The sequence below is a fragment of the Mesorhizobium sp. WSM4817 genome, from assembly GCF_055811135.1.
Genome location: NZ_JBVVQQ010000050.1, coordinates 1 through 23,156, shown reverse-complemented (window position 1 = coordinate 23,156; position 23,156 = coordinate 1). Strand labels below are relative to the sequence as shown.

Below are 23,156 nucleotides of genomic sequence, written 5' to 3'. Positions count from 1 at the left end.
CCCATCCATGCCGGCCTCCTGACCCAGCCAGCAGGTTGAATCAGATTTGCTCGCCTTCGGGAATCCCCTTCGATTCACACTCAATTCATCCCGCTCTAGGAACCGATAAAGTTGAAAACACCCTTATCGTCTCCGGCGGTTGCCCAGCTTCTCGTTAAGATACGATGCGTACAGTCCGGATATGACCATCGGGTGATCGCGAGGCAACGCGGCGAAACCTCCGGCTGCACCTCGGCAGTTTTCCGCCTTACAGAGACAGACCGATACCCCCGACGCACGCGAACTCTGACGTAGCATAGTCCCATGTCAATGCGACTCCACTGAATATTTCCCGGATAGCCATGAAGTCGTAGGCTCCGAATCGATTAGGAACGATTGCTAAATTGGGGTCGCAAGAATGGTTGATAATGACAGCGGGCTCCTCAAAGAGAGCATGGACATCCCAATCCAGTTGAATCGAGTCTGTCGTTCGAGCCGTCTCCAGACGGGCAATCAGCCCAATTACAACGACCTCACCCGGCATGGAGTCGCGAGCCGAGAACACGCCGCGCCCTTTATCTTCACTGACATCCAGGACTCTCACGTTACGTCCATTGAGTTGCCTTGGGCAACCAACGTCGTCTATCATGATAGAAGTGGTTTTGTCTATTTAGCTCTCGGCATGCCAAAGCTCTTTCATGAACATGGCTCGGTTCTGCCGAGGTGTCATATTTCTGCGTGAAACGGCCTCGACAAGAAGGTGTTTACAAAGAACTTCTGCAGCAACCTCCGCACTCAATCTAAACATGACGCTCCTGGCTAACAGTTTTCATAAAGTCTCCTATGGAGGCAGTGCTCATGCGCGATGCCATGCCGCAGAGTCGTTTATTCAACCCATCGTCGATTTTGCATGAGCGGCCTGAACCGCATCGGTCAGCATCCGCTTGGCGCGCTGGGGATCTAACCATGCCGCCTGCGCATCTGAAGAGAGAGACTGCAAAGGATCCGGATATATGAACAGCTGGTCCGGCCGGACAGAGGGAGCCCGGTAAACAGCAATCCCTGTCTGTCTATTATAATGCTCGAAGCTGTGAACGTCGCGTTTTCCGCCGCCCCCCGGCGTGTCGACAGCAAACAACGGAGTGTTGTACCCAGCCGTGGTCCCGCGTATGGCCTTTTCTATTTGACATGCAAGGCTGATCGAGCAACGCATGTGCTCGATTCCGTCGACAAGATCACAAGCAAACACGTAGTACGGCTGTATATGCAGGTGCGAGAGTTTTTTGACGAGCCCTTTCATGACCTCGGGATCGTCGTTGACGCCAGCCATCAGAACCGACTGATTGCGCATCCTTATTCCGCGCTTGAAAAGAAGCTCAGCAGCCGCAATCGTGTAGTCGGTGATTTCTCGCGGATGGTTGATATGGGTATGAAGTGAGATGTCCACGCCCTGATTCCGGCCGGCATCGCTAATATTGACAAGAGCATCAGTCCATTCATGATCGCTCGTGACTTTCATAGGCAGTACAGCGAGACCTTTCGTTGCGAATCTGATGCGGCGAATTGAGGAGATGGACAGAAGTCCCCTGCCAATCGCCAAAAGTTGAGAAGGATTCAGTCGAAAGCAGTCACCTCCCGAAACCACCACATCAACGATGACGGGGGTCGCACGAAGATACGCAAGGATAGCATTCCATCGGGTTTGGAATGGCGAAGCCCTTTTCTTCGACACCGATTGCGTATCTAGGCCCACGCTGTAACTGCGGGTGCAAAAACGACAATAGGCCGGGCAGCGATCCGTCGCGATTAAAAGCGCCTTGTCGGGATAGCGATGCACCAATCCATCTACAGGTGAACTTTCTTGTTCATGTAGCGAATCCATACTTAGTAACGGATGAGATGGAAGAATTTCGCTTGCGACGGGTATGAACTGCTTACGGATCGGGTCCTGGAGGAAGTTCGACCAGTCGATTAGGTTCAGAACATAGGGTGTGATCCGCATCGCCATAGGCGCGCGCGAGAGGCCGAGTTCAACGTCTCGCATTAGGTTGCAGTTGGCGCCGCCCCCCATCCGCTCGCGCAACTGGTCCACGCGGGTAACAGCACAGCGCTCCTGCCATGCAGCGTCAGCGAATTCCGGTCTTCTCATCTCTTGCGCTACAGGATTCATCGGCACTTCTCTTGGGCGGAAAAGAGGAAATTGGACGGTTCTCGACAGTCCGTGACGCGTCTATGGATAACCACGCGAGAACCGTGCCGAAGGAGATAATCCTTTTGAAGCAAATGATAGCGCTAGCATTACCTATTTCGCCCGTCCGAAATGTCGGAGATCAGACAACACCGAATGTTCCCTGATGTGGACGACCTCCGCTCGCGGCATGTTGCACCACCCCCTCTTCGCGCGCGGCTGACAGGATGCGATGCACCTTAATGCGGCCGATTGGCGGAGAATCTCGGGATCCGCTCGTTCGCGACACGCCTTCGACATAATATGCGAAGCGGCACGGGCCTTGAGCCCGGCCGCAGTGTGTTGAAGTTGTCTGGTCGGCGCGTGACAGTTTAGGTTGGAACGGGCCAGACGCTTTCCGCCGATGAAGTTATCGTGACGGCGGGGCCGTGGGCGAGCGAGTTCCTCAAGCCTCTCGGGCATAGTCTCATCCAGTCACTCCACAGAAGGGGCAGATCGTGCATCTGCGGCTCGAAGGTGTTGCTAACAGACATGGAGTGAGCCCCTGCGGGTGGACAGATCGGACTGAGGAATTGACCAGCTTGTCGGGTTTTCGAAGAGTGAGAACCCATGGCTGTCCGGCCCCGCTGATTCATGATGAGCCTCAACGTATCGCCGATGTTTCGCTGAGCTGTTTGCGAGCTCTCGGGTTTGGCTGGGGGCCATCGAACATTGAATTCCGCTGGACAAAGCGTGGCCCAGTCGTCATTGAAGTCAATCCGAGTCTTGCGGTGGGGAACCTAAACTGATCCGACTGGGCTTATCGTGTCGATCTCGTCACTGAGCACATTAAACTTGTCATCGGCGAGGAATGGGATTTGCGCAAAAGGGGTCCGCAGCCTGCGGCCTCGCGGATCCTAGTTCCTGATCGCGATGGCATCCTCGATTGGATCGGTGGTGAGACCCGGGCGGCTGCTGTACCAGGTGTCGCGGAGGTCAATTGCACATCAGACCAAACCCAAGTCGCCGTTTGTCAGGCAAGGCGATATCCGAGACAAGACCGGACGTGTCATTGCCGCTTCGCCCAGCCCTGCTCAGACGAGAACGATACTTCAGCGTGCCATCGACTTAATCGGCTGGTTGATCACACCATTTCCCACCGTTGGCGAATAGTTTCGATATCCGTTCCCTACCTCCTCCGCACCGGCGGATCGAGTCCAGAGCTAGTCGCGTGCGCACCGAGATCATCGGCATCTTTCCAAATGATGACGCCATGCTCCATCGACTCATTTCGCTTCGGACGGCAGTCCTAGCGATACACCATCGGCAACGTCGGCCGTCATTTAGTTGGGAAGAAGTAGCGCCTCCGCTACGGCCTTGACAACTTTCGCGCAACCCAGGCGTTTGATGCCGATGACCTCCGTTCGCCGCTAATCTCGCGGTGAGGATCTCGATGGGTAAGCCAGCCCCGTTCCTCGTGGAGTGGACGCAGCACCCCGGCCATGTAGGGGACGGCATCTTGGCGTGGCCGTCTTGATGCCTTTATGGGCATTTGGATACGGCGACTTGACGCCCGTAGGCGGCGCCGTGTCAGCTTGCTCAGGAACTCCGTCCAAATCGGCTCGGCTTCCGCCGTGCTGTTCTCGATGCCGAGTACCTAGCATCGGCCGTCGGCGTTAACGCGGACGGCGATTATGATGACGACTGACCGTTTCGGCCAACGCCGCGCTTCCGAGCTCATGGACGACCGTGTTGGCCCGTGGCCAAGGTGTGTACAAAGATTCTCCGGCAATGCACGAAGTCAAAGAAGCCTATGAAGGTCGGAATCGAACGAGCTTTGAGCGCAATCGCCGCCACGGCAGGAAGGACGCAACCGCGATTTGTCGAGCGTCAGCCGTCGCGAAAGGTGTAGCCGTAACCGTTGATTGCCGTCGCGCCGCCGAGATGGGCATAGAGGACGCGCGATCCCTCTGGAAAGAAACCTCTCTGGACGAGGTCGATCATTCCTTGCATCGATTTGCCCTCATAGACGGGATCGGTAATCATGCCCTCGAGCCGAGCGCACAGGCGGATCGCCTCCTTGGTTTCCTCGGATGGAATGCCATAACGCGGATACGCATACTCTTCGAGCAACACCACGTCGTCCTCGACGAGGTCCGTTCCGAGCTCAACGAGCATCGCTGTATGTTGGGCAATACGAAGCACCTGCGCCTTTGTCTTTGCAGGCGTGGCAGAGGCATCGATACCAATCACGTTGCGCCGTCGACTGTCCTCGGCGAACCCGACGATCATGCCGGCATGCGTTGAACCGGTGACAGTGCAAACGACGATGTAGTCGAAGGCAAACCCAAGCTGTTTCTCCTGGGCGCGCACTTCCTCCGCGAACCCAACATAGCCGAGGCCGCCATTCGGGTGAACAGATGCGCCGGCTGGTATCGCATAAGGTCTGCCGCCCCTCGCCTTGACCTCATAGAGCGCTTTTTCCCAACTGTGCCGGATGCCGATGTCAAAGCCTTCGTCGACCAGGCGCACTTCCGCGCCCAAGATGCGGCTCAAGAGAATGTTGCCGACCCGGTCGTAGACGACATCCTCATGGGGAACCCAGCTCTCCTGAACCAGGAGGCATTTCATGCCGATCTTGGCGGCAACGGCGGCGACCATCCGCGTGTGGTTGGACTGCACGCCGCCGACCGTGGTTTCAATCGGCTTGGATTGATGTTTGCCATATATTTCAACGTGACAGCAGGCGGGAGTTGCGAGGCGGCCAGACGGCAATTCACTGTATGGAAGCCGCCGACGGCGCCATAGTCAGCCGTGCAAGGTCGTTCCGTCAGATTCCCGCCCAAAATCGAACTGACGGTGAGAGAAAGCGTCGTGGACGGCGTCGGTCGCTTTTGCAGGATAAAGCCGAGTTTCACACCTGAGTCGATTCGGACCTTTTCGGCGCGTTGGCCGGTGCTCGCGCTCCACAGGAGACCGAAATCGTCCGACAGCTGCGTCAACATTTCAAATCGCATGTCGATCCAGTTGCTATGGTACCACTTGTCGAAAGACACTTGGGTACCACCCGACAGCTCGTATCCGCTTTGTCCCAGACGGTTGGCGGCCGCTGTTAGCTCCGAACCCTGGTAAATGCCGACAAGGCTGGTCTCCTGTCGGTTCGCAGTCATAGCGCTAACGAAGAATGCCATCACGGACGGGACGTAACTCGCCAACCGTATGCACATCTGCAACGCCCATTGTTGGACCCGCCAGCAAATCACGCGAACGACACGCGTACTGCAGTCCCTCGCCGCATCTTCAAACCATCCGATGCTCTAGCCCCACACGCATGGCGGCCAGCGGGCAACGTATTCATTCGCAACAAATCTGTGATTCCCCCGTCCTTCAATTTTGCCGAGCCATCTCTTCGCTCTTCCCTGGCAAGCAGCTCCCGCCCTCAAGGGAATTAAGCCAAATTCATGCCAAGCTAGATGACGGTGTAAGGGAAGACATTGTATGTTTGTTTTCAGCGGCTTAGACAAAAGCGTCCAAGATGCCGGCCAACCAAGGCTGTGTCGTCAAACCGACAAAGCCGACACAATTGACGAATGTCGACGAACACGCTGAGCGTGAACCCACCCGCATGGGCACAGGAACACTCCCTTCGCGCTCCGGCCATACATCGGAGAGCCCTCGAAACGGCCTCCATATTCCAATTCGACGCAATCCTCTTCAGCCGGGCATTGCGCCGCCCAATTTGAAGTTCTGAACGCGAGTCGTCTGAAAAGGCATGCCCGGCAGAGACGGAGCTCCTGCCGGGCCGGGTTCGCCTTGGGAGGTGGCGTAAGCTAGCGACTTTCGTGGCGGTGGGACCACTCAATCCGTGCGTTTTGCGCAATAGCGAGCATGTACCGTGCCAAGCCAAAGAGCATCTAAAAAACACCCGAGAGTCAGCTTCCTCTACGTTGCGTACCCGACATTGTCGGCTATCGGACATGCCGGACGTGCCTCTCGGCATCGACCTACGCCTGAGCCAGAGTGCACCCGCAAGGCCGTTCGCTGCCATTTCGACCTGGCGAACTGGTGGTGACCGGGTTTCAGCTCCGAACTGTTCGCCGGCTGACGGACAGCGGATGTCGCCTTTTAAAGAGAAGCTGTCTGTACCTTCAACTCAAGAGGGCGCGGCCAGAGAGACGGCGCAGCGAATGCGGTCGGGCAGATGATCGCGAGGATCGCAACAATCGGCATGGACGCGCCGTAGGCCAATCAGCCCTTCGGCGACCTCGCCATGTGACGTCACAGATTTCCTGTTACGAGGTGTTCCAGCCGACCACTGCCTGTCCGCCGTAACGGCAGCCGACGTCGAGGCATATTGATCTGAAGCGACAGGCTCTCGCCCAAGTCTTCCCGGAGATACTGGCGCCACCGAAAGGCGGAGCCTTCGTCTTCCGGGGGGAGGATATCACCGGGTGGCTGCGCCGCCTCTAATATTATGTGGAGTTGTCCGACGCTCAACGCGCCACGCGCCGCGCAAAAGTGGCTCCCAGTGAGGGCGACTCCACATCTCTGCGTACTGCACATGAGTCGAGGACGACGAAGTCGAGACGGGTGAGGTAGTCAGCGATGCGTCCCTGCTTGCCGTTTCGGTGCTCAGTCTCGAGCCGGTTGACGAGATCGACGACGTTGAAGAAGCGGCCGCGTGAACCGTTGCGGATCAGGGCACGCGCGATGGCGATCGCCAGATGCGACTTGCCGGTTCCGGTGCCGCCGATGAGCACGGCATTGCGCTGGTCGGCGACGAAGGTGCCGTTGGCGAGTTCGCGGACGAGGGCCTCGTTGACCGGCGTGTCGGTGAAGTCGACGTCCTCGATCTCCTTGGCGAGCGGCAGCTTGGCGATGGCCAGCTCGTATTTGATGCAGCGCGCCGGCCGCGTTCCTCCTCGAACACCTCCCAGATCGTGCGGTCCGGCTGATCGACATGGCGGTGGGCCTTAGCCCAGGCGACGCTCTTGTCGAGCAGCAAGTCGTTCAGCTCCTCCCCGACGTGGTTCTCGACCTGCCCCTTCTCCCAGCCGGAGGCCGGGGTGCGGCGACCAGCTGCACCAGGTAATGGCTGCACATCTGCAGGAAGCGGCGATTGTATTGCCGGTCCTTGCCCAAAAGACCGTCTCCACCGCGTCTTCATGTTGTCGTAGATGCCGCGCGTGCAGGCCCCGCCGAAGAAAGCGAAGGCCCGGTCGTGGGCTCGAACACCATCTCCTGCGTCTCGCGTGGATAGGCCAGCACGAACATCGTACGGCTGTGGCAGAGCCGGACATGTGCCACCTTCACACGTGTTATGTTTTCCGGCGCTTCGTTCGCCTTCGAGACGAAGCAACCCGCGTGCCGTGCGCTGCGATCGACTACCATTGCCCGGAGAACCGAAACTGCATTCCCCTGGCGTTAGAACGATGAGAATGCCGTCGCCTTCGACCATACCAGGGAACCATGACCCTCAATAATCAAACTTGAACAAAATGACGAATCTGAGCTTTGATCTTGTTACGGCGCATCAAGGGAGGAGCAGCAATATGCCGAGCGTTTGATTGCGCTGGGGCACGTCTTGAGTTTCATTCCTATGCTCATCATCGAAGCGCGACTGGTACCTAACTTCCTGGGGGACCTATCGAAAAGCTCAGCCCTTTGCCCGGCTTTGCCAGCGCAGCTGGATCGCCAAATCAGAAAGAGCACACTTGCGAAATAGCCCAGCTGAAGAAGTAGCGAATAGCCCAGCGTCGTGACGACTGCTAGACGGAACGAATGAGAGGCGAAGTAAACCGTCACAGCGTTGCCGCACAGGACCAGCCCGAGGAGCCGACAAAAGATGATGAAGCGCAATGCCGTTCTCCTGATTTTGTTTCGTCAAATCATGCAGCTCATGCTGCGATCTGGTCGGCCGCGACATGGGTCTGGCAGTTCTTCGGGCAGACGCGGCCGCAGGCTCCGCAGCCAATACAGCGGCCGGCATGGTCGACAACCATGACCATGCGGTTGAGCTCACCATCGAAATCGTCGTCACCGCCGTCGCAGGCGCCGAGGATTTCACCCGCGTCATCGACGCCGTAAAGATGCATGACCTCGCGCGAGCAGACTTTGAAACAGCGGCCGCAGCCGATACAGATCTTGCCATCTATAGCTGTCAGATATTCCGGCACCCATATGGAGCCGTCGCGGCTGATGAATGTGCTCCACATCGTAAAGTCTTCATTTTGGTGAGCTCTCTCCTGGCACCATCCAACTCGGCGTAAACGGCGTGCGTTTTCTCGGCGACTTCCTCTATCTCAATCCATTTGACCGGGAGACCCTCAGCAAGGTCACGCAAATTCGTCTTGGCGATTGCCGCGCGCAGTTGAAGCTTTCGGACTTTCTTCGCCATCTCATCCAGGTTTGCCATAATCCTTCCTCGAAAATCGGTTTCTTCACGCCCGCACCACGTCGGAATAGGCAATAGCTGCAGTCGCATCGCCGACCAGTTTCGCCCCGGTATCCGCGAGTTTCCGGAGAGTCTCGAAGCCGAACCGGTAGACGCCTCGACAGACCGGCGAACTGCCCGACCGTGAAAAGCACGCACCCGGAGCACCGGTCGGTTTCATTTCTGTTGTTGACTATGTCATCACGCCTGAGCGCTCCGCGATCGCAAGCTCCACTACGGTCCCAAACATGTCGAGCCTCCACAGCGCGTCCGGATCCGGATTGCCAATGATTGGATGTTCCGGCGCAGTTCCTTGGTGATGATGAATCGGCCAGCAGCCAGGTGTCCGTTTTCCCTTGGCATGAGCCGTGGAAGTCCTGAGCACGGATCAGCCGCAGGAGGCATTCGACGAACGGGCGGGCAAGGGCCGCCGTCGTTGTTGACGGCAGGGCCAAGCGCTGCGTGAGACATTTCGTTTCCTCAATTTCAGGTCTCGTCCTCAACGGAGGATTTGTGCTTTCGGTTACGCCGACTTCGGGCCCGCTTACGCAGCCGACGTCCGGCCCTGGCGACGCCGATTGCACGTAAATGCTGCCCCTGTCGCCGATCTTGAACACGTCCTGGACTGTGACGCCTTCGACGACGGGCCTGCGGGCGCGCCGCAGAATATGGGCGAATTGACCAGGGTTCCATTCCACTTGTCATCCCTACACGTTGCCGGGCTGAAAGTTCGTAAGAGGTTCGCCACGCAGCCAGTCGTCCACTTTGATCGGAGGAGCCGGGGACTCACTACGCAACATGTTGCTCTCCATTCCCACACCTTTCCTGACGTTTATGCGCGAGCTGGTTCTTCTCTCAGAAACGGAACGCACCGGTTTAGGAGACCATTAATGTCTTGTGTGTTCTCATGTGGTCACTCAGTATTGCCGATCTCAACCAGCAAACGTCGTGCCAGCGCGCTTAGCCCGCAGTAAATGCATGATGTGCCTCGAAAACCGCGCAAGCCCGAGACGGCCGGTTGTTTTGAACCCGACATGTTTTCTGCCGCTGTCGGCCTTTGGACAGGCGTCACACGTGCGTCAGACGCTTGAGGGCGAGAACCGATGGCTGTCTGCCCCTGCGGTAATGTTGGCGTCGGCTCATCTAGCATCATTCGGCGCCGGCGATGCGCGGTGCGATCTCCACAACTGGCTCCCGTATGCAGCGCATGGCTGCTGGCTCGTGCCGACGAGGCGCAGCGCGTCGAGTGCTTCCACCAGATCCTGCGTATCCTGTTTCGCTAGACACCGGATGCAGCTTGCCGCATGCATCTCCCATATCCTCCAAGGCTCGGGCCAGCGTCTCGACGATATGTTGGTTAAGGCCGGTGGTAGCGAGTAAAGCATCGGCTTTGTCGGAGCCCAAATCTGGTCGAAACTTCGATAGGCTATTATGCCTCCTCGTCATTGAGAACAGGAATGTCTGCTCTGCCATAGAACGTCAGCATAGGTCCGAGATCAAAGGTCGTTGCGGGCGCAAGCCTCTGGACCGACCGCGGCCATGTTTCGGTCGACACGCCGCCGATGCATTGAGCCAGCGTGCTGCCGAATCGGGGCATCAGCGGGGCGATTGTCTGCGCCAGGATCGCTGCGGCCGTCGTCTGAAGGGCGAGTGACGTCCGGGTGCGGGCGGGATAGAGACGTCGCGCCGCTGCATAGTCTTGCGCCTGTCGGTAGACTACACAATCGCTCACGAAATCGCAGGCCTGCGCGGCCGCGCGCCGGACCGAGAAGCCATCGTCCGAATAGGCGCGTTCCATCGCCGCGCGATGGATTTCTATCCGAGCAAAGAAAGCGCGATCGGCGGGAGCCCAGTCGCCTGCGTCGGGCACACAGCCGCCAAAGTCCTGCTTGATTTCCCGGTGCAGCGCATCAAGCAAATTCAGCCAGATCCCTTGGAACACCTCGTTCTCAGTGCGGCGTAGGGCGTCCAGCGTGAAGTTCGTCCGCTCACTTTCCGGGCGTGTCAGGCCCAAATGAAGACGCACGGCGTCGACTCTCTTTGGGCCCAGAACCTCCTTGCCCCAAACCGCATGGCCGCGGCTGGTCGAAAACTTCTTGCCGTCGAGCAGGTAGAACTCGTTCACATGGTAGCGGATGCGCGGCGTCCAGTGGGAGAAGACCTCAGCATAAAGCGCCGGATAAAGTAGCGCGTGGTAGAACGAATTATCGAAGCCGAAGAAATGGACAATCTGCCAGTCATTGCTGGGCAGGGCCGCATTCCAGTCTCGACCGAGCGATGTAGCTAGCGCCTGGATGTTGTAAAGAAAACCAAACGCCATCTCTGGCCAGACCCAGGTCACCTGCCCCGGGAACCCCTCGGCCGGTAGCCCCCAGTCCGATGGGTGGGTGATGGGCACGGAAAAGTCGCCGCGTTGGCGTACACGCGCGAACAGGTCCATGATCCGAACGGGGGCTCCCGACGCCCTTAAATGCCGGTCGATATTGTCGTAGCATCGTTCCAGCGCAAGTTCGGGACGGCGCACGGAGCCGACCACCGGCGCCTCGGCCGATTGACGGGACCGGGCTGCACGCAAGTCGTGGCATAGGTTCGGCGAGCCGCATTCCTCGCAGATGTTGCCGCTAGTGGAGCCGCCGCAATCGGGGCAGAGGCCGCTTACATCCGGTTCGTAAAGGTAATCGCCTGTCACTGCATCAAAAAGCGCAGGGCTCTGGCGCAGATCTACCGCCGTGCTGCTCAGAAGACTACGGAAACACGCGGCTTGAAACTCTGCATAAGCGTCATCGCCCAAGGTGGGTAGGAAGCTGTGGACCTCGCAGTCAAGAAGAGCAAGCGTGGTGCGAATCTCGTTCGCATAGTGGCGCGCCACCTTTGCAGGCGTCGATTCATCGGCATCGGCACGCGTTGCGACGTAGCTCTGGTAATCATCACTTCCAGTCAGGTGATAGGCTTCGGCCCCTTTCATGCGCAGGAAACGCGTGTAGACATCGGCGCCAAAATAAGGGCCAGAAAGATGCCCCAGATGCAGATCGCCATTAGGCGTCGGGGGCGTGGAGAAGACGAAGATCGGCCGGCGGGGAGTTGCGACCTGTGCAGCAGCTTCGAGGGCGGCCTTGCCGTCGCGCCAGTAGACATCGACGAAATTTAGGTCTTCGCCCCCATCGTTGTGCAGCACATGCGCTTCAAAAGGGTGGAACAGAACGACATCGCCGGCCTCGACCGGGATTTCCCCAAGGTCAGTCCTGACCTTGCCAGCGCCAGACAGGACCACGAAGGCCTCGATTTCGTCGTGCCGATGGGGCTCGGATGTGACGCCCGGTCCAACCTTTCCGAATGAAAACCCCGTGCCGACGCTTCCCGTTCCAAGCGTGGCCATGTCGATACCGAACGCCCGCAACAGTTCCGTTCGAGAAAACGTGGATTTGCGCATGACGAAACTCAGCCGTTGAAGCAGTGGTATCTTCGGCTGCCAACGCAACAGCCTCTGCTGCAAGTTGCGAAGAGAGGCGGCAGCCCGGACCCGTTGGCGGCCCCCGCGAGAATAATCCGGCTCTAACCCACAGGCGGGCGAAGACGGGCGCGCCAGTAGGCTTTAGGCGTCAGAGAAGACCGCCCGGCGACTACCTCCATCCGGCGTGCCGAAGCGTCGTAACGGGGCTGCGGCGATACTCCAGTAGCCCACAAATCAAAACGCCATGCTCCCCGCATTTTTTTGAGCGGTCAATCAGTTTCGCGTGCATGGCTCGCCTGGTTGCGTGAGCTCAATCGCGATAGAAAATGCCGTTTGGCGGCTTGAGATTGTCTAGATCGGCCACTTTGCCCTCTGGCGGATTAAGGACGCGCTTAAGCACATTATATTCAGCGCGGGTCGGTCCACCGGTTGAAGCACGCTGGAAGACCAAGTAGAGCGTCCGCCGCGAACGATTGCTTTTATTCGGCTGCGAGTAATGCGGTGCGTAATCGTCGAGATGAAGATGTCGCCAGCCTTCCATACTACGGGTTCCCAGGAGAATGTTTTGGCGACCTCAGGATCAATCACCCCACCGGCATCCATGGGAAATATCCCCTTCTTGTGGTTGCCGGGGCTAAAGAAAAGCCCGCCGTTGCCTGTGTCGGAGTCGTCAATGCCGATGGCAACGACCGCATGGACCATGCGGTCGGGCACTCTGTGTGGAATGTGATAAGTGTCCTGATGCGGGCGATAGCCGCCGCTGTCGGGATAGTGGAAGATCAGCAATTCCTTGAGCCTGCGCGAATCTTCGCCAAGCAAAGCATCGACCGCAAACTTTATGCGCTGATCTTCTAAAAGAAGAAGACGCAATGGACCATGGAAGTCGAGAAAATTCTCGGCCTTAGAGATGGTCTTTCGATTATCCGTCGTCTTCTCGAACCACATGAGCCATTTATCATCGCTAACGTCCCAGCGTGATATGTCCTCAACAAAGTTGGAAATAGCTTCCAGAGCCGCGGGATCGAAGAGCCTTTCGAGCCTGACATATCCGTCTTTCTGCCACTTTTCTCTTTGTGCATCAGTCAACATGCGAAAAGCCTCCTGTTGGAAAGACTGGTTGGTCGAACATTCCGGTTAGGGCAATCGGGCGCTGGTCAGGTTGTGGGTCGACGGAAACAGTACTCCACGGCATATGAGAGGACGCTAAGTGCGTCTCTCCTCTCAGGCCTCCGCTGCAGTGAAGGCGGAATCATTCCTTGGATGCCACCGCCAATGATCAGTAGTCGGCTGGTCATATCCCGCTGCCGCCCATTTCTTCTGCGACGGTGTCGGACCAGCTCTCGACAGAGGTAAGGCTGATGAAGCCGGGATGCTCGGGGTTGGCGCGCGGCGCGCGCCCCAGAAGGCTGTCGAGGATGCGACGCGCTCGCCAGGCCAGCAGGCTTAGATTCGGATCAGCCAGCCCACGCTGTCTTAGGCTCGCGTTCTGTACGAAGATGCGTCTGTCACGCGGTCCGTCCCAGCACACCGAAAAATCTTCGCGAATAGCCAATTCGTTGTCGATCTTTTCCAGCCGGTCCGCCATCGGTTCCAAGAAGCCTGGCACCGCGTTCTCGTAACCCGTGGCCAGGATGACGATGTCGGCCGTGACTTCTTCGACCTCCTCCATGCCGTGCTGCAGGGTGAGTCTGTGGCCCGCGCCGGCGTTGATGCAGTGCGAGACAGAGCAGCCCGGGCGCAGTGTGATATCGCATCGGTTTGGCTCTAGAAACGCGTGGCGGTATAGCGCCTGATAGATCGCGCGCAACGTGCTTTCCGAAATGCCGTCCGAAGCAAGCGCGAAGCGCCGCAGGAACAGCTTGCGCTGCGACTCGCTCATTGCCGCGAAACGATCCGAAAAGCAGGGCATGAACAACTCGTTTGTGAACGGGCTGTTGTCGATGGGCAGGTAGTTTTCGCGTTGCGAGGCCCAAGTGATCGAGGCAGGTCGCCGTTCTCTTGGCAGACCAACAAGGTGCAAAACCACCTCGGCTCCGGACTGTCCCCCGCCGACCACGCAGACATGCTTTTTGTGCACCTCAGGATGAATGTGCAGCAATTCAGATGAGTGGAACAGGTTGCGTCCAGTCCAGCCCTGAAACTGAGGCGGAATATGCGCCTGCTTGCCAATGCCGAGCACGACGTTTCTGGCGCCAATAACCGCGTTATCGGTGTGCACCCGAAACTCGCCGTCAAAGCGGATTTGGCGCACGATTTCGCCGCCGCGGACAAGCGGGTTCCTGTGGAAGACCCAGTTCAGATATTGCTCGAACTCAGCTCTGAGCACGGCCTCGAAGAACTGTGCATTCAGGAAGTGGTACAGACGCCCGCTCTCGTGCAGGAAGTTTACGAAAGTGTAGGCTGATCGCGGATTCACCAGCGTGACCAGATCCTTGAAGTGGCTGACCTGGAGCTCCGAGGAATTGAACGCGATGCCTGGGTGCCAGCGGAAGTCGACTTGCCGATCCAGGAACAGTGCCCCTTGCCCGATTTGCTCGTGTATCTGACACGCAAGGCTCAAATTAGAAGGCCCAGCACCCACTCCAACGCAAGAGAGTTCCACTTGCCTTGCTCCTATAGGCGTTTCCCAAATAGGTGATGTTCGCGGCGAATACCGGCCATGGCCATTGGGCTTACTGTCCATGCGGGCATTCTCGACCTCGGTGCCGCTGGATTTGCTAGATTTTGTCCCCGCATTTTGTATGGTCGGGTATGAAGCCCATGGATCCCGGCCAAGTGATGAGATCGACACTCATGTCACGAGTTGTGGGGCGTGGCGGCGACATATCTCCGCCGCTTCGATGATTGCGTCTCGGTCGGCCAGCTGCTTTCCAACCTTTTTCCGTGTTTTAATCGGCGAAGTCGCCCGCCTCCACCATGATGCGCCGACCTTTGACCGACTTGGGGATCAGCGAGGGCGCGGTCTCGAATGCGGCGACAGCATTTTTCCCTGAGCCTGCTCATAGGAGGGCATCCGCTGAGGTGTTCGCAAGATCCCTTGCATCAAACGTGCCAGAAGGAAACTTTCATGAAAGCAACGGTTAGCGGGTTTGTGATCCTGTCGGGTATCCGACAATGGGGGGAAACCTTGCGCCGGTGGCCGATTTGCCGCGTCGCCGTCCTCTTGCCAGGAGCCGGTAGCTAATAGGGCAGCTCCGCATCGGAATTTTCTCTTAGGACGGCCAGCAACCCAGGTTCATAGACTGTGGCGCGGAAAAAGGCTCTTGCCACTCCTCGCGGCGGGAATCTGAAAAGATGCCTTCGGAAGCCGGGGGCCCCAGGAGGTCTCTCCCGTCTTGCGGAAGATGGAGGCGAGATCCGGGATTTGAGACGCAAAATCCAGCTAAAGACGGTCACACAGCTATGTCGAGGCCGTGTTCCCCATCCTGCAGCACCACGAGCCTGACGGTGCTCGCGACCAGCGAGACGCATTCGGTCCGCAGCTTTGTCGAGGCTGCCTCCAGGCGGTTCGGAAGGAGATATTCTGGGAAGGCGAAGGTGTTGACGAGTTGGGCCGCGAACGCAGGAATAACCAGGCGCTGATCCAAATAGACAAACGTTGTTTCGGGCCAATCGAGGTTGACCTGCTGATCGGTGATGCCTCCAAGGCGGCCATCAAGCTCGATTGGAAGCCGACGACTACTTTTCGATGAACTCGCCTCGTAAATGATCGAGGCCGACTCCCGCGCGTACGGGATCACGCTCGCGTGACGCGAAAACGCAATGATTTCGCCGGGCATTTGCAGTCCAAAGCAGCATTCGCCGGCCCGCCTCTCTCAGGCGGTCGGCCGGCACCCAGTCAGCACCCGGTCGTTTGGATCGGCAAATTCACACATCCTACAGAGCAGAAAACCATCCGCTCCGTTCATGCGATCGACGATTTCGCAAAAAACTGGGCTTTTAAATAGATCGCCGTATTCGTCGCATAGAAGGTTGCCCAGTACGTGACGCCGCTCAAAATCCATGGAGCAGAGAGTAACCTCGCCGTTTGGAAGGAGAACATTCCGATACTGTCGTTCGTCCACGCATATCAGCGCTCCGATTACTGGCTGCCGTGGTTCTACAATCTTAGGATCTACGCTTCCACCCCTGCTGCTCACCGGTCGCGCGCGAACTAGGGCTTCGGCAGGGATAATGTCGGCGATATCGGGATGGGCCTCGCCCAAAACCACGAATCGAATTGATGGGATGTCGGCGTCGACGAGTTGACCAACCAAATCGCGATACTTGTCTCCGACAAGGCGGCTATTCATGTGGGTGCCATCATCAAAAACATGAACCACGAATACCCCCAACCGCAGCGCCTGCAAGCGTTGTAGATCCCGCCCCTTCATTCCCACAAGCGTCGTAAAAATCCTGATGCCGTGGCCTTTGGCGGAAGCGTGCTCGACCATTTCGGTGCAATCCGCCATGGCTCAGAATACCCGGCAAACTAATGTCGACAGGGGTTGGCACGCGCGCCAAACAGCGCTTGAAATCTCCAAGACTAAGATGCTTCGTATCAGATACTTTTCTTTGCTGGTCAGCGAACTTGTCCTGCGGACAATATGAACATCCCACGATGCATCCTGTGGTCGTCGTTATCTCCAAAACCCTGCCGGCTGGAATAGCAGAGCGCGGTTCCGGTAAAATCATTTGTTATGACTCCCACTCGTCTGGTCATGCATAACGTCCAGCATGGTGTCTTTGGCTTCATGACACCGACGGTCAAGACGTTCCGAATGAACCCAGTCATCTCCGCCTGGGCAGCAGTCAACGGCCGGCTTCCTCAATCTGCCGAGCGAACTATCAACGAACTTTGGGCACATCGGCGCGGCAGGGCGGCGCAACCGCAATGTCGCGCGTCAGCCATTGCCAAAGGTGTAGCCGTGACCGTCGAGCGGATGCGCCGCCGAGATGGCGTAGCAGACTATCAATCGTCTCGCGCGTTCTCACGCGGTCAGCCCCCACTCAATATTGCCGCATTTCCAGCAAAGGCCGCGCCAGCGCGCTTAGCCGCAGCAACTGCACGAGTAGGCTTCGAGGAACCTCTCGCCCAAGGCGGCCGGTTGTTTTGGACCAGACATGTTTTTTGTCGCTGTCAGCTTTTGGACATGCATCACTCATCGTCAGATGCTTGAGGACAGACTTGGCTGTCTCCCCTGCGGTAATGTTGGCGTCGGCTCATCATCTAGCATCATTTTCGGCGCCGGCTGTGTGCGCGGAAGATCTACACGACCTGACCGCCGCGTGCAGCGATTGCCTGCTGGCTCATAGCTGATCTATTCCCTGAAGCCGGCGTGAGGCCAGGCCGTCGAGTGCGTGCTGCCGGATGCAGCGTATGCTGTTTCGCTAGACGGCGGATACCGCGTCACCTCCATATTTTCGCAACAGAGGTTTGGTGGCGTCGCAGGCCTTCCTGCTACATCACCGCAGTGCTCGGGAATTCGTATCTGATCCGCCTGAGGCGAAGACCTTCTCTCTCGACTGGCTCTCCGGGCCGTCTGTCCTGCGGGACCTCGAACGGTTTCTCATTTGGCATGGCGCATGCGCGTCGAACCACAAACCCCGTCATGAGGAGAAATCGGAGCTGGCCGCCTCTCCAGCTCCTCCTACCTCGAGGGCAGACGGGAAGCAGCGCCTTCAGACGAGGAACAAAATCACTTTACCTCGAATCTTGCCTCTCGACCACTACCGGAGCCATGGAACCGCGTCCGCGATCATCGCCAATGATCGCGCCCCAGGGCGCAGAGCGGCAAACGAGGCCAGGGCGGCCGTCGAACTGTTGCGCCTGATGACCTGCGCGACGCCGTGGTTACGGCCGATGGCAATCAGAAGCTGCTTCTGGCCGATGCCGAGCGCCTCATTGCCGGACGGCCAACGCCCTAGGCGGCGCTGGCCGTCACCGAAGGAGGTGAGCCACGGACACCTGGAGCGGCGGACGGCGCGTGTCGTGCGTGCGCCGGGGCTTGGCCGCAAGCACGGCTTTGCCGGCCTCGCGGCCATCGGCGAAGTCAAGCGCACGCGTGTGATCGATGGCAAACGGCAGCTCTCGCGAGCGATGTCTGCCAGCGACCTGCTCCTTTTCGTGCGTCGTCATTGGGACGTCGAGAACGGCCTGCACTGGCAGCTCGACATGATCTTCCGCTAGGACGACTGCCGGACCAGAAAGGATCAACCGAAAACCTCGCTCTGCTTCGCCGCTTCTGGGAGATTGGCCGTCATCGCTGCTTTCGCCAATCTCCAACGTTGGACTTTGGAGCCACCAACGAAGCTGCCGATCTCCCCCTTGAGGGGGAGATGGCCGGCAGGCCAGAGGGGGGCGCTGTCCCGCCCGCCTCAGATCACATTCAACTCCCTGAAAGCCCGGCCTTCAGCGACACGGCTGTACCCGAACGCCGAGCAATCCACCGTGCGAAAACCGCCATGCACGATCAGCTCGGCCAGCGCCTTGCCGACCGCCGGCGCCTGCTGCAGGCCGTGGCCGGAAAAACCGTTGGCGAACAGGAAATTCCCGACCTGCGGATGCGGGCCGATCACCGCGTTCTGGTCGAGCGTGTTGTAGTCGTAATGACCGGCCCAGGCGCGCGTCGGCTTGATCGCCTCGAAGGCCGGAATGCGGGTCGCCAGCACCGGCCAGATTACCTCTTCGAACAGCGGCCAGTCGGGTTCGAAATCGCTGGGATCGGCGGGGCCGTCGCCCTCTTCCGGTTCAGCCCCGCCGGTGATGTAGACCGAGCCTTCCGGTCGGACATAGATGCCTGAGGGATCGACCAGCAGCGGCATGTCGTCATATTTCTCGCGCGCCTCGAAGATGAAGACATTGCGCTTGCGCGGTTCCACCGGCAGCACCAGTCCGGCCATTGCCGAAACTTTTCCGGCATTCGGCCCGGCGGCGTTGACGACGATGCCGGCGTCGAGCCGCTCGCCATTGTCGAGGCTGACGCTGGTAACACGGTCGCCCTGCCGTTCGATGCCGGTCACGTCGGCGGTGATGAAATCAATGTTTTTCTCGCGCAGCGCCTTGCGGAACAGCATCAGCATGGCATGCGCGTCGAACCAGCCTTCGCCCGTGCGGCCATAGGCGCCGGCGGTGATGCCCTCGGCCGATAGCCACGGAAACCGGCGGACGAGCGCCTCCGCATCTTCAAGCACGATGTCGGCGCCCTCGGCCAACTGCGTCTGGTAATTGGCCTTGAGGATTGGCAACCCGTTCAAGCCGGCAAAGATGAGATAGCCGCCTTCGCGAAAGCCGATATCGGCATCCGGCCCGAACTCTTCCGTCAGCCGCCGGAACAGTTTCAGCGTGAACTGCGACAGCCGGATGTTTTGCGGAATCGAAAACTGCTGGCGGATCGAAGCGCAGGACAGCGTCGTCGCCGCATGGGCGAACTGCGGGTCGCGCTCGACCAGCGCGATCGAGCCGGAAAACCCTTCCTCGCGCAGATAATAGGCGATCGAAGAGCCGACGATGGCTCCGCCGATGATGACGACGTCGTAGCGCACTTTTCGCTTCTCCAGTTCTAAAGCATGATCCCGAAAACCGGTTTGCTGAAACGATCATGCTGCAATTCATACAGCCGGCAAGATGATCTCGAAGCGCGCGCCGCGCTCGGAGTTCAACCAGGCGGATCGTGCCATCATGCGCTTTCAGGAGGGCCAGAACGATGCCGAGCCCCATGCCGGTGCCGCCGCAATCGCCGCGTGGTGAAGAATGGCTCAAAGATGTGCGCCCGGTTGCTCGGCGAAATGCCGGCGCCGTCGTCGCTCACCTGGACAATGGCCTTGCCGTCCGCGGTCGTTGGGCTCAAGGTCGGCGACATCGACAGCGGGCGCCAAACCCACGCCAAGGGCGAAAAGGACGCGTGTGATGCTGTCGCGCAGCTTTTCCGGATGTTACGGCGGCTTCTAGCGGCTGCCTCCACCACAGGATTTGGCTTTTTCAAACGGGCGCGGCTCGTTCTTCGAGGGGCTACCATGGGATGACGTCTCACAAATGCGTTCCAAAACTCCCATGCATGAAGCGTGCCGGAAAAGAAGTCTGCCCAAGCAATGAGTTCTCGAATTCCAGCTCGTCCGGAACGCGACATTGTCGGATAACCGACGATGCGGGCAGATGGATGCTCGCGGCAGTGACCCTCCCACACCGCAGGCCGGGCAGGGTCAGGTCAGGCATCCACGGGCTGGCCCTTCGCGGCAGCATGGTAGGCCAGATATCTTCACTGCGTCGAAATACGGTCAGCCACGTGTCTGGCATCATGCCTGACGCCCCAGAAGAAGCTGGACGCTCTTTGCGACTGCCAAGGTAAACCCAGGCAATAGAGCCGGGCTGGCTCGAGACACCAAGGTGGTGCCTTGGCCGGCCCTTCTCGTCGAAGGCGTCGACCTTCAGCCAGCTGTAGTCGACAGCAAAGCCTGTCGCCCAGACGATCGCCGCTATCCCGGCCTCGGCCAGGTCGAGCTCGCGGACCGGATTGGTCCCGCATTCCGGATCCTGGTCGATCCGACGGGCCGCGGGCTCTTCCGAGAGGTCGAGACGGTTGCGAGCGACATAGGCGTCGGCTTCATCCAGCAGCGACATCAAGCTTGCGTCGCCGCGGGCAATGTTTTTCGCCAGATCGGGCGCGAAGCTCATCACGCCGTCCTGGTACTTGCTTGTCATACCGAGGAGCGTAAGCCCCTGCGCGGCCAGACGACCGAAGTCGATCGTCTCGCCGCCGCGCGCGCCGCTCACCGCGACCGTGACGTGTTCGGTGCCGGGTCCCGGGGTCTCGGCGTCCCACTTGCCGAGGACGCCCAGCCACCATTAGAAGTCGCGCCCGCGATAGGCCCGCGGCGGGCGATCGTGACGGGGATCTGGAAAGGTCCGGTCGCGGCGATGATGCTGTTGGCTTCGATCACGCCGTCCGGCGTCTCGACGCGGAATCCGGGCCGCCCGACATTTCTTTGCCCGAGCTTGACCTCCACGCCGCAGCGGATCGCGCATTGATTTGCTTTGCATAAGCGACAAAATAGTCGGGGACCTCCTCCTTTGGAGGCAAAGTCATCGGGACCGGTCCCCGGAAGCTCCATGCCCGGGAACCGGTCATACCAGGCCGGGCCATTGGCAACGAGGGAGCCCCACCGCTGCGAGCGCCAGCGTTCGGCAATCCGGCCGCGTTCAAGAATTAGATGAGGCACCCCCGCACTTGCTCAGGTGCTCGCTCATAGCCACTTGCGCTTGGCCGCCCCCAACGCCAAGCGTGTCCACTTTTCAAGAGTCACATCGTCCTTTTCTTCTTACCCAGTTTTCTGCGAATGCGGCGGCGGTCTGATTCTGGATTTACTGAATGGACCCAAATGCGAAAATTAGTATTTCCGGTGCCAAGGGTTAGCCTGTCCCTAATGCTCGGAGGGATTGCCGAAGATGTGCAACGGGATGGGATGTCCCGGATCAGCACCATTGGAGAAAAGTGATCGAACGGATGTCTGAATTTTTTGCCGTTCCCGCTCAATCCTTTGTTCCTGACGTCGGCGTGCGTTGCCGACGCCGTTGTCTTCGGCGATCTCTCCCAAGAAGATCCCGTGGGGGGCCTTCGGGAAATTCGTCTCGGTCATTGGTCTGGTTGAAAGTAGGGGCCCTGCCGGTGAGGAGGGCACCGGCAGGGCGCGCCGCGCCTAAGTCGACCCGGATGGCGAGCTAACCGCGATGGAGGCTGTAGAGACGTCGACACGGCCGCACAGCAGCTGGCGCACACACGACCGCGAATTGATCCTATCCCGATCCCGCCTCTCTCACCCCCGCCTCCTCTTTGCCTCCTCTTCGGGCTAAAGCTGAATTTGATGACCGGCTCCATCACTGCGAAGACCGCGTCGTCCGGTAGGTGGCACTTGATATTATAGCTACCGGGCAGGTTTGGGATGGGCGGAATCTCGCACTCACAAATTTCTCTGGGAACCAGATGCTTGCGCGGACAGCGCGTCTGGAAGGGGCAGCCGCTCGGCGGATCCATCGCCGAGGAAATGTCGCTTTCGAGCACAACGTTTCTTGACGACACAGGTGTCGGCAATCGGGATCGCCGACAAAAGTGCACCGGTATAGGCTTGGTAGGGCGGCGACAATATCTGGTCTGTGGTGCCCTGGTCGACGATGTGGCCGAGATACGTGACCACCACACGGTCGGCGGTTTGGCATCTCGAATGTTCAGATGATTGGCCACCCAGTGGGGCCGCCGCAGTGCCATGCGTACTGCTCGGCGGGAACATTCATCGTGCAAATGAGAGCATAATGGCAATCGATTAGAGCGATGACTCGACGAGCGATATATGGAGGCGCTTCGTCGCGTCGTGGCTGCATCTGGGAGAATTGAGATCAAAAAATTCATCCTACAGCTGAAACGGTTTCTTAGCGGTCAACCAGCTTCCCAAACCTTCGGCAACGAGCGTCACGATGTTAGCTTGGGTTCCAGTGGCATCGACCGGATCGCCGATTGCGGAGGCGACTGCCAATCTTTGACCCGGGAAAGCGATCACGGATCCTGCGGCGAGAAGGCATGGGACGAACTCTCCGGTGACAATGGCCGCGACGAACCGCGCATTTTTGGGAGGGACTATGACAAGCTCTGCGGATCCGGCGCAGATGTTCTCAACGCTGGAAGCAGCAAGGATTATCTGACCGCGGGCGTTGACTCACGGCTCCAGGATCGGATGAGCGGCTTCGACCCGAGGTTCGGGTGGAAGCCGCACATCATCGTTCTCGTCGATATCGAACGAGATACCTTCATCTTTCATACGGTGGGGTTCTACAGAGACGGTTTTGACCCGAACTCCGTTGACAACGCCAGCGTAGTGTCCGGCTATCCGGCGAGCTGGTTTTACAACGGCAAGCCGCGTAGGGCCTTTGCCTCGGGCGCGCCGGACAGCGGCGCACCCCTGCGCACCCCAACCATGCCGGCCGTGGCCGGAGACCAGACGCGTTTGCCCTCCAGCGAGATCATTATCTTTCCCTTTAAACGAGCGTGATCCCGAAGCGTGACAATCGATCTCGGCCATTAGAGCGCTTCGCCTTTTGACCGAATCTGGATTCCCAAGTTGGAGCAAATCAGATTCGATGTCCTGACCGTGTGGAG

At 58.7% G+C, this 23,156-nt stretch carries 16 protein-coding genes and 10 pseudogenes; 6 read left to right on the top strand and 20 right to left on the bottom strand.

Annotated elements, in window-relative coordinates; translation table 11 throughout:
* Positions 1-247: 247 nt before the first annotated feature.
* Positions 248-493 (bottom strand): SET domain-containing protein-lysine N-methyltransferase, encoded by a 246-nt coding sequence (locus tag AC0L2K_RS33430; protein WP_473533462.1) that lies wholly within the window; start codon positions 491-493, stop codon positions 248-250.
* Here AC0L2K_RS33430 and AC0L2K_RS33425 point away from each other — a divergent pair.
* Entirely contained in the window at positions 398-721 is a 324-nt protein-coding gene (locus tag AC0L2K_RS33425) for a hypothetical protein (RefSeq protein ID WP_473533464.1), read from the top strand. The genes AC0L2K_RS33430 and AC0L2K_RS33425 overlap by 96 nt on opposite strands.
* 147 nt (positions 722-868) lie before the next feature.
* Here AC0L2K_RS33425 and AC0L2K_RS33420 read toward each other — a convergent pair whose 3' ends face one another.
* Positions 869-2,149, bottom strand: coding sequence for a KamA family radical SAM protein (locus tag AC0L2K_RS33420; protein ID WP_473533460.1), 1,281 nt, complete (start codon positions 2,147-2,149; stop codon positions 869-871).
* Positions 2,150-2,769: 620 nt separating this feature from the next.
* On the opposite strand from AC0L2K_RS33420, the pseudogene AC0L2K_RS33415 reads away from it, so the two are divergent.
* A pseudogene (locus AC0L2K_RS33415) lies at positions 2,770-3,319 on the top strand (ATP-grasp domain-containing protein); the annotation flags it as partial.
* Between the two features lie 297 nt (positions 3,320-3,616).
* Here AC0L2K_RS33415 and AC0L2K_RS33410 read toward each other — a convergent pair.
* From AC0L2K_RS33410 to AC0L2K_RS33355, 12 genes and pseudogenes are all read right to left on the bottom strand, one after another.
* A pseudogene (locus tag AC0L2K_RS33410) lies at positions 3,617-3,854 on the bottom strand (transposase); the annotation flags it as partial.
* A gap of 182 nt (positions 3,855-4,036) precedes the next feature.
* A pseudogene (locus AC0L2K_RS33405) lies at positions 4,037-4,840 on the bottom strand (1-aminocyclopropane-1-carboxylate deaminase); the annotation flags it as partial.
* Positions 4,774-5,337, bottom strand: coding sequence for a hypothetical protein (locus AC0L2K_RS33400; protein ID WP_473533459.1), 564 nt, complete (start codon positions 5,335-5,337; stop codon positions 4,774-4,776). The pseudogene AC0L2K_RS33405 and the gene AC0L2K_RS33400, both read right to left, overlap by 67 nt.
* A gap of 1,374 nt (positions 5,338-6,711) precedes the next feature.
* Positions 6,712-7,059: pseudogene (locus AC0L2K_RS33395) on the bottom strand (ATP-binding protein); the annotation flags it as partial.
* Positions 7,059-7,462: pseudogene (locus AC0L2K_RS33390) on the bottom strand (IS21 family transposase); the annotation flags it as partial. The pseudogenes AC0L2K_RS33395 and AC0L2K_RS33390, both read right to left, overlap by 1 nt.
* 207 nt (positions 7,463-7,669) lie before the next feature.
* Positions 7,670-7,951: an exopolysaccharide production repressor protein gene (locus tag AC0L2K_RS33385; protein WP_473533461.1), complete on the bottom strand. Its 282-nt coding sequence runs from the start codon at positions 7,949-7,951 to the stop codon at positions 7,670-7,672.
* Between the two features lie 92 nt (positions 7,952-8,043).
* The gene (gene fdxB / locus AC0L2K_RS33380) at positions 8,044-8,361 is read right to left on the bottom strand and encodes a ferredoxin III, nif-specific (RefSeq protein ID WP_473533458.1); all 318 of its coding nucleotides are present in this window, start codon (positions 8,359-8,361) and stop codon (positions 8,044-8,046) included.
* Positions 8,307-8,561 carry a CCE_0567 family metalloprotein gene (locus AC0L2K_RS33375; RefSeq protein ID WP_473533457.1) on the bottom strand — a complete coding sequence of 85 codons (255 nt, stop codon included), beginning with the start codon at positions 8,559-8,561 and terminating at the stop codon, positions 8,307-8,309. The genes fdxB and AC0L2K_RS33375 overlap by 55 nt, the downstream gene beginning before the upstream one ends.
* A 25-nt stretch (positions 8,562-8,586) precedes the next feature.
* Positions 8,587-9,050: pseudogene (locus AC0L2K_RS33370) on the bottom strand (DUF269 domain-containing protein).
* Positions 9,051-10,008: 958 nt separating this feature from the next.
* Positions 10,009-12,009 (bottom strand): class I tRNA ligase family protein, encoded by a 2,001-nt coding sequence (locus tag AC0L2K_RS33365; protein WP_473533456.1) that lies wholly within the window; start codon positions 12,007-12,009, stop codon positions 10,009-10,011.
* 331 nt (positions 12,010-12,340) lie between these two features.
* A pseudogene (locus tag AC0L2K_RS33360) lies at positions 12,341-13,119 on the bottom strand (phytanoyl-CoA dioxygenase family protein).
* Positions 13,120-13,321: 202 nt separating this feature from the next.
* A complete protein-coding gene (locus AC0L2K_RS33355; protein ID WP_473533455.1) occupies positions 13,322-14,632 on the bottom strand; it encodes a lysine N(6)-hydroxylase/L-ornithine N(5)-oxygenase family protein in 1,311 nt (436 codons plus the stop codon).
* A gap of 811 nt (positions 14,633-15,443) precedes the next feature.
* On the opposite strand from AC0L2K_RS33355, the gene AC0L2K_RS33350 reads away from it, so the two are divergent.
* On the top strand, positions 15,444-15,722 hold the full coding sequence (locus AC0L2K_RS33350) for a GDP-mannose 4,6-dehydratase (RefSeq protein ID WP_473533454.1): 279 nt from the start codon (positions 15,444-15,446) through the stop codon (positions 15,720-15,722).
* 123 nt (positions 15,723-15,845) lie between these two features.
* Here AC0L2K_RS33350 and AC0L2K_RS33345 read toward each other — a convergent pair whose 3' ends face one another.
* The gene (locus tag AC0L2K_RS33345; protein ID WP_473533453.1) at positions 15,846-16,463 is read right to left on the bottom strand and encodes an SPASM domain-containing protein; all 618 of its coding nucleotides are present in this window, start codon (positions 16,461-16,463) and stop codon (positions 15,846-15,848) included.
* Positions 16,464-17,833: 1,370 nt separating this feature from the next.
* On the opposite strand from AC0L2K_RS33345, the gene AC0L2K_RS33340 reads away from it, so the two are divergent.
* The gene (locus AC0L2K_RS33340) at positions 17,834-18,199 is read left to right on the top strand and encodes a hypothetical protein (RefSeq protein ID WP_473533452.1); all 366 of its coding nucleotides are present in this window, start codon (positions 17,834-17,836) and stop codon (positions 18,197-18,199) included.
* Between the two features lie 188 nt (positions 18,200-18,387).
* On the opposite strand, the gene AC0L2K_RS33335 is transcribed toward AC0L2K_RS33340, so the two are convergent.
* Positions 18,388-19,554, bottom strand: a complete 1,167-nt coding sequence (locus tag AC0L2K_RS33335; protein WP_473533451.1) for an NAD(P)/FAD-dependent oxidoreductase — start codon at positions 19,552-19,554, stop codon at positions 18,388-18,390.
* Positions 19,555-19,620: 66 nt separating this feature from the next.
* Positions 19,621-19,847, bottom strand: a pseudogene (locus tag AC0L2K_RS33330) (ATP-binding protein); the annotation flags it as partial.
* On the opposite strand from AC0L2K_RS33330, the gene AC0L2K_RS33325 reads away from it, so the two are divergent.
* A complete protein-coding gene (locus AC0L2K_RS33325) occupies positions 19,753-20,034 on the top strand; it encodes a hypothetical protein (RefSeq protein WP_473533463.1) in 282 nt (93 codons plus the stop codon). The pseudogene AC0L2K_RS33330 and the gene AC0L2K_RS33325 overlap by 95 nt on opposite strands.
* A gap of 233 nt (positions 20,035-20,267) precedes the next feature.
* Here the strand turns inward: AC0L2K_RS33325 and AC0L2K_RS33320 are convergent.
* The 3 genes and pseudogenes from AC0L2K_RS33320 to AC0L2K_RS33310 all read right to left on the bottom strand — a co-directional run.
* Positions 20,268-21,256, bottom strand: a pseudogene (locus AC0L2K_RS33320) (NAD(P)/FAD-dependent oxidoreductase).
* Between the two features lie 173 nt (positions 21,257-21,429).
* Entirely contained in the window at positions 21,430-21,645 is a 216-nt protein-coding gene (locus tag AC0L2K_RS33315; RefSeq protein ID WP_473533450.1) for a hypothetical protein, read from the bottom strand.
* Positions 21,642-22,212 (bottom strand): annotated as a pseudogene (locus AC0L2K_RS33310) (oligopeptide/dipeptide ABC transporter ATP-binding protein); the annotation flags it as partial. The pseudogene AC0L2K_RS33310 and the gene AC0L2K_RS33315, both read right to left, overlap by 4 nt.
* Before the next feature lie 141 nt (positions 22,213-22,353).
* Between AC0L2K_RS33310 and AC0L2K_RS33305 the strand changes: the two are divergent.
* The gene (locus AC0L2K_RS33305) at positions 22,354-23,049 is read left to right on the top strand and encodes a hypothetical protein (RefSeq protein ID WP_473533449.1); all 696 of its coding nucleotides are present in this window, start codon (positions 22,354-22,356) and stop codon (positions 23,047-23,049) included.
* Positions 23,050-23,156 lie beyond the last annotated feature (107 nt).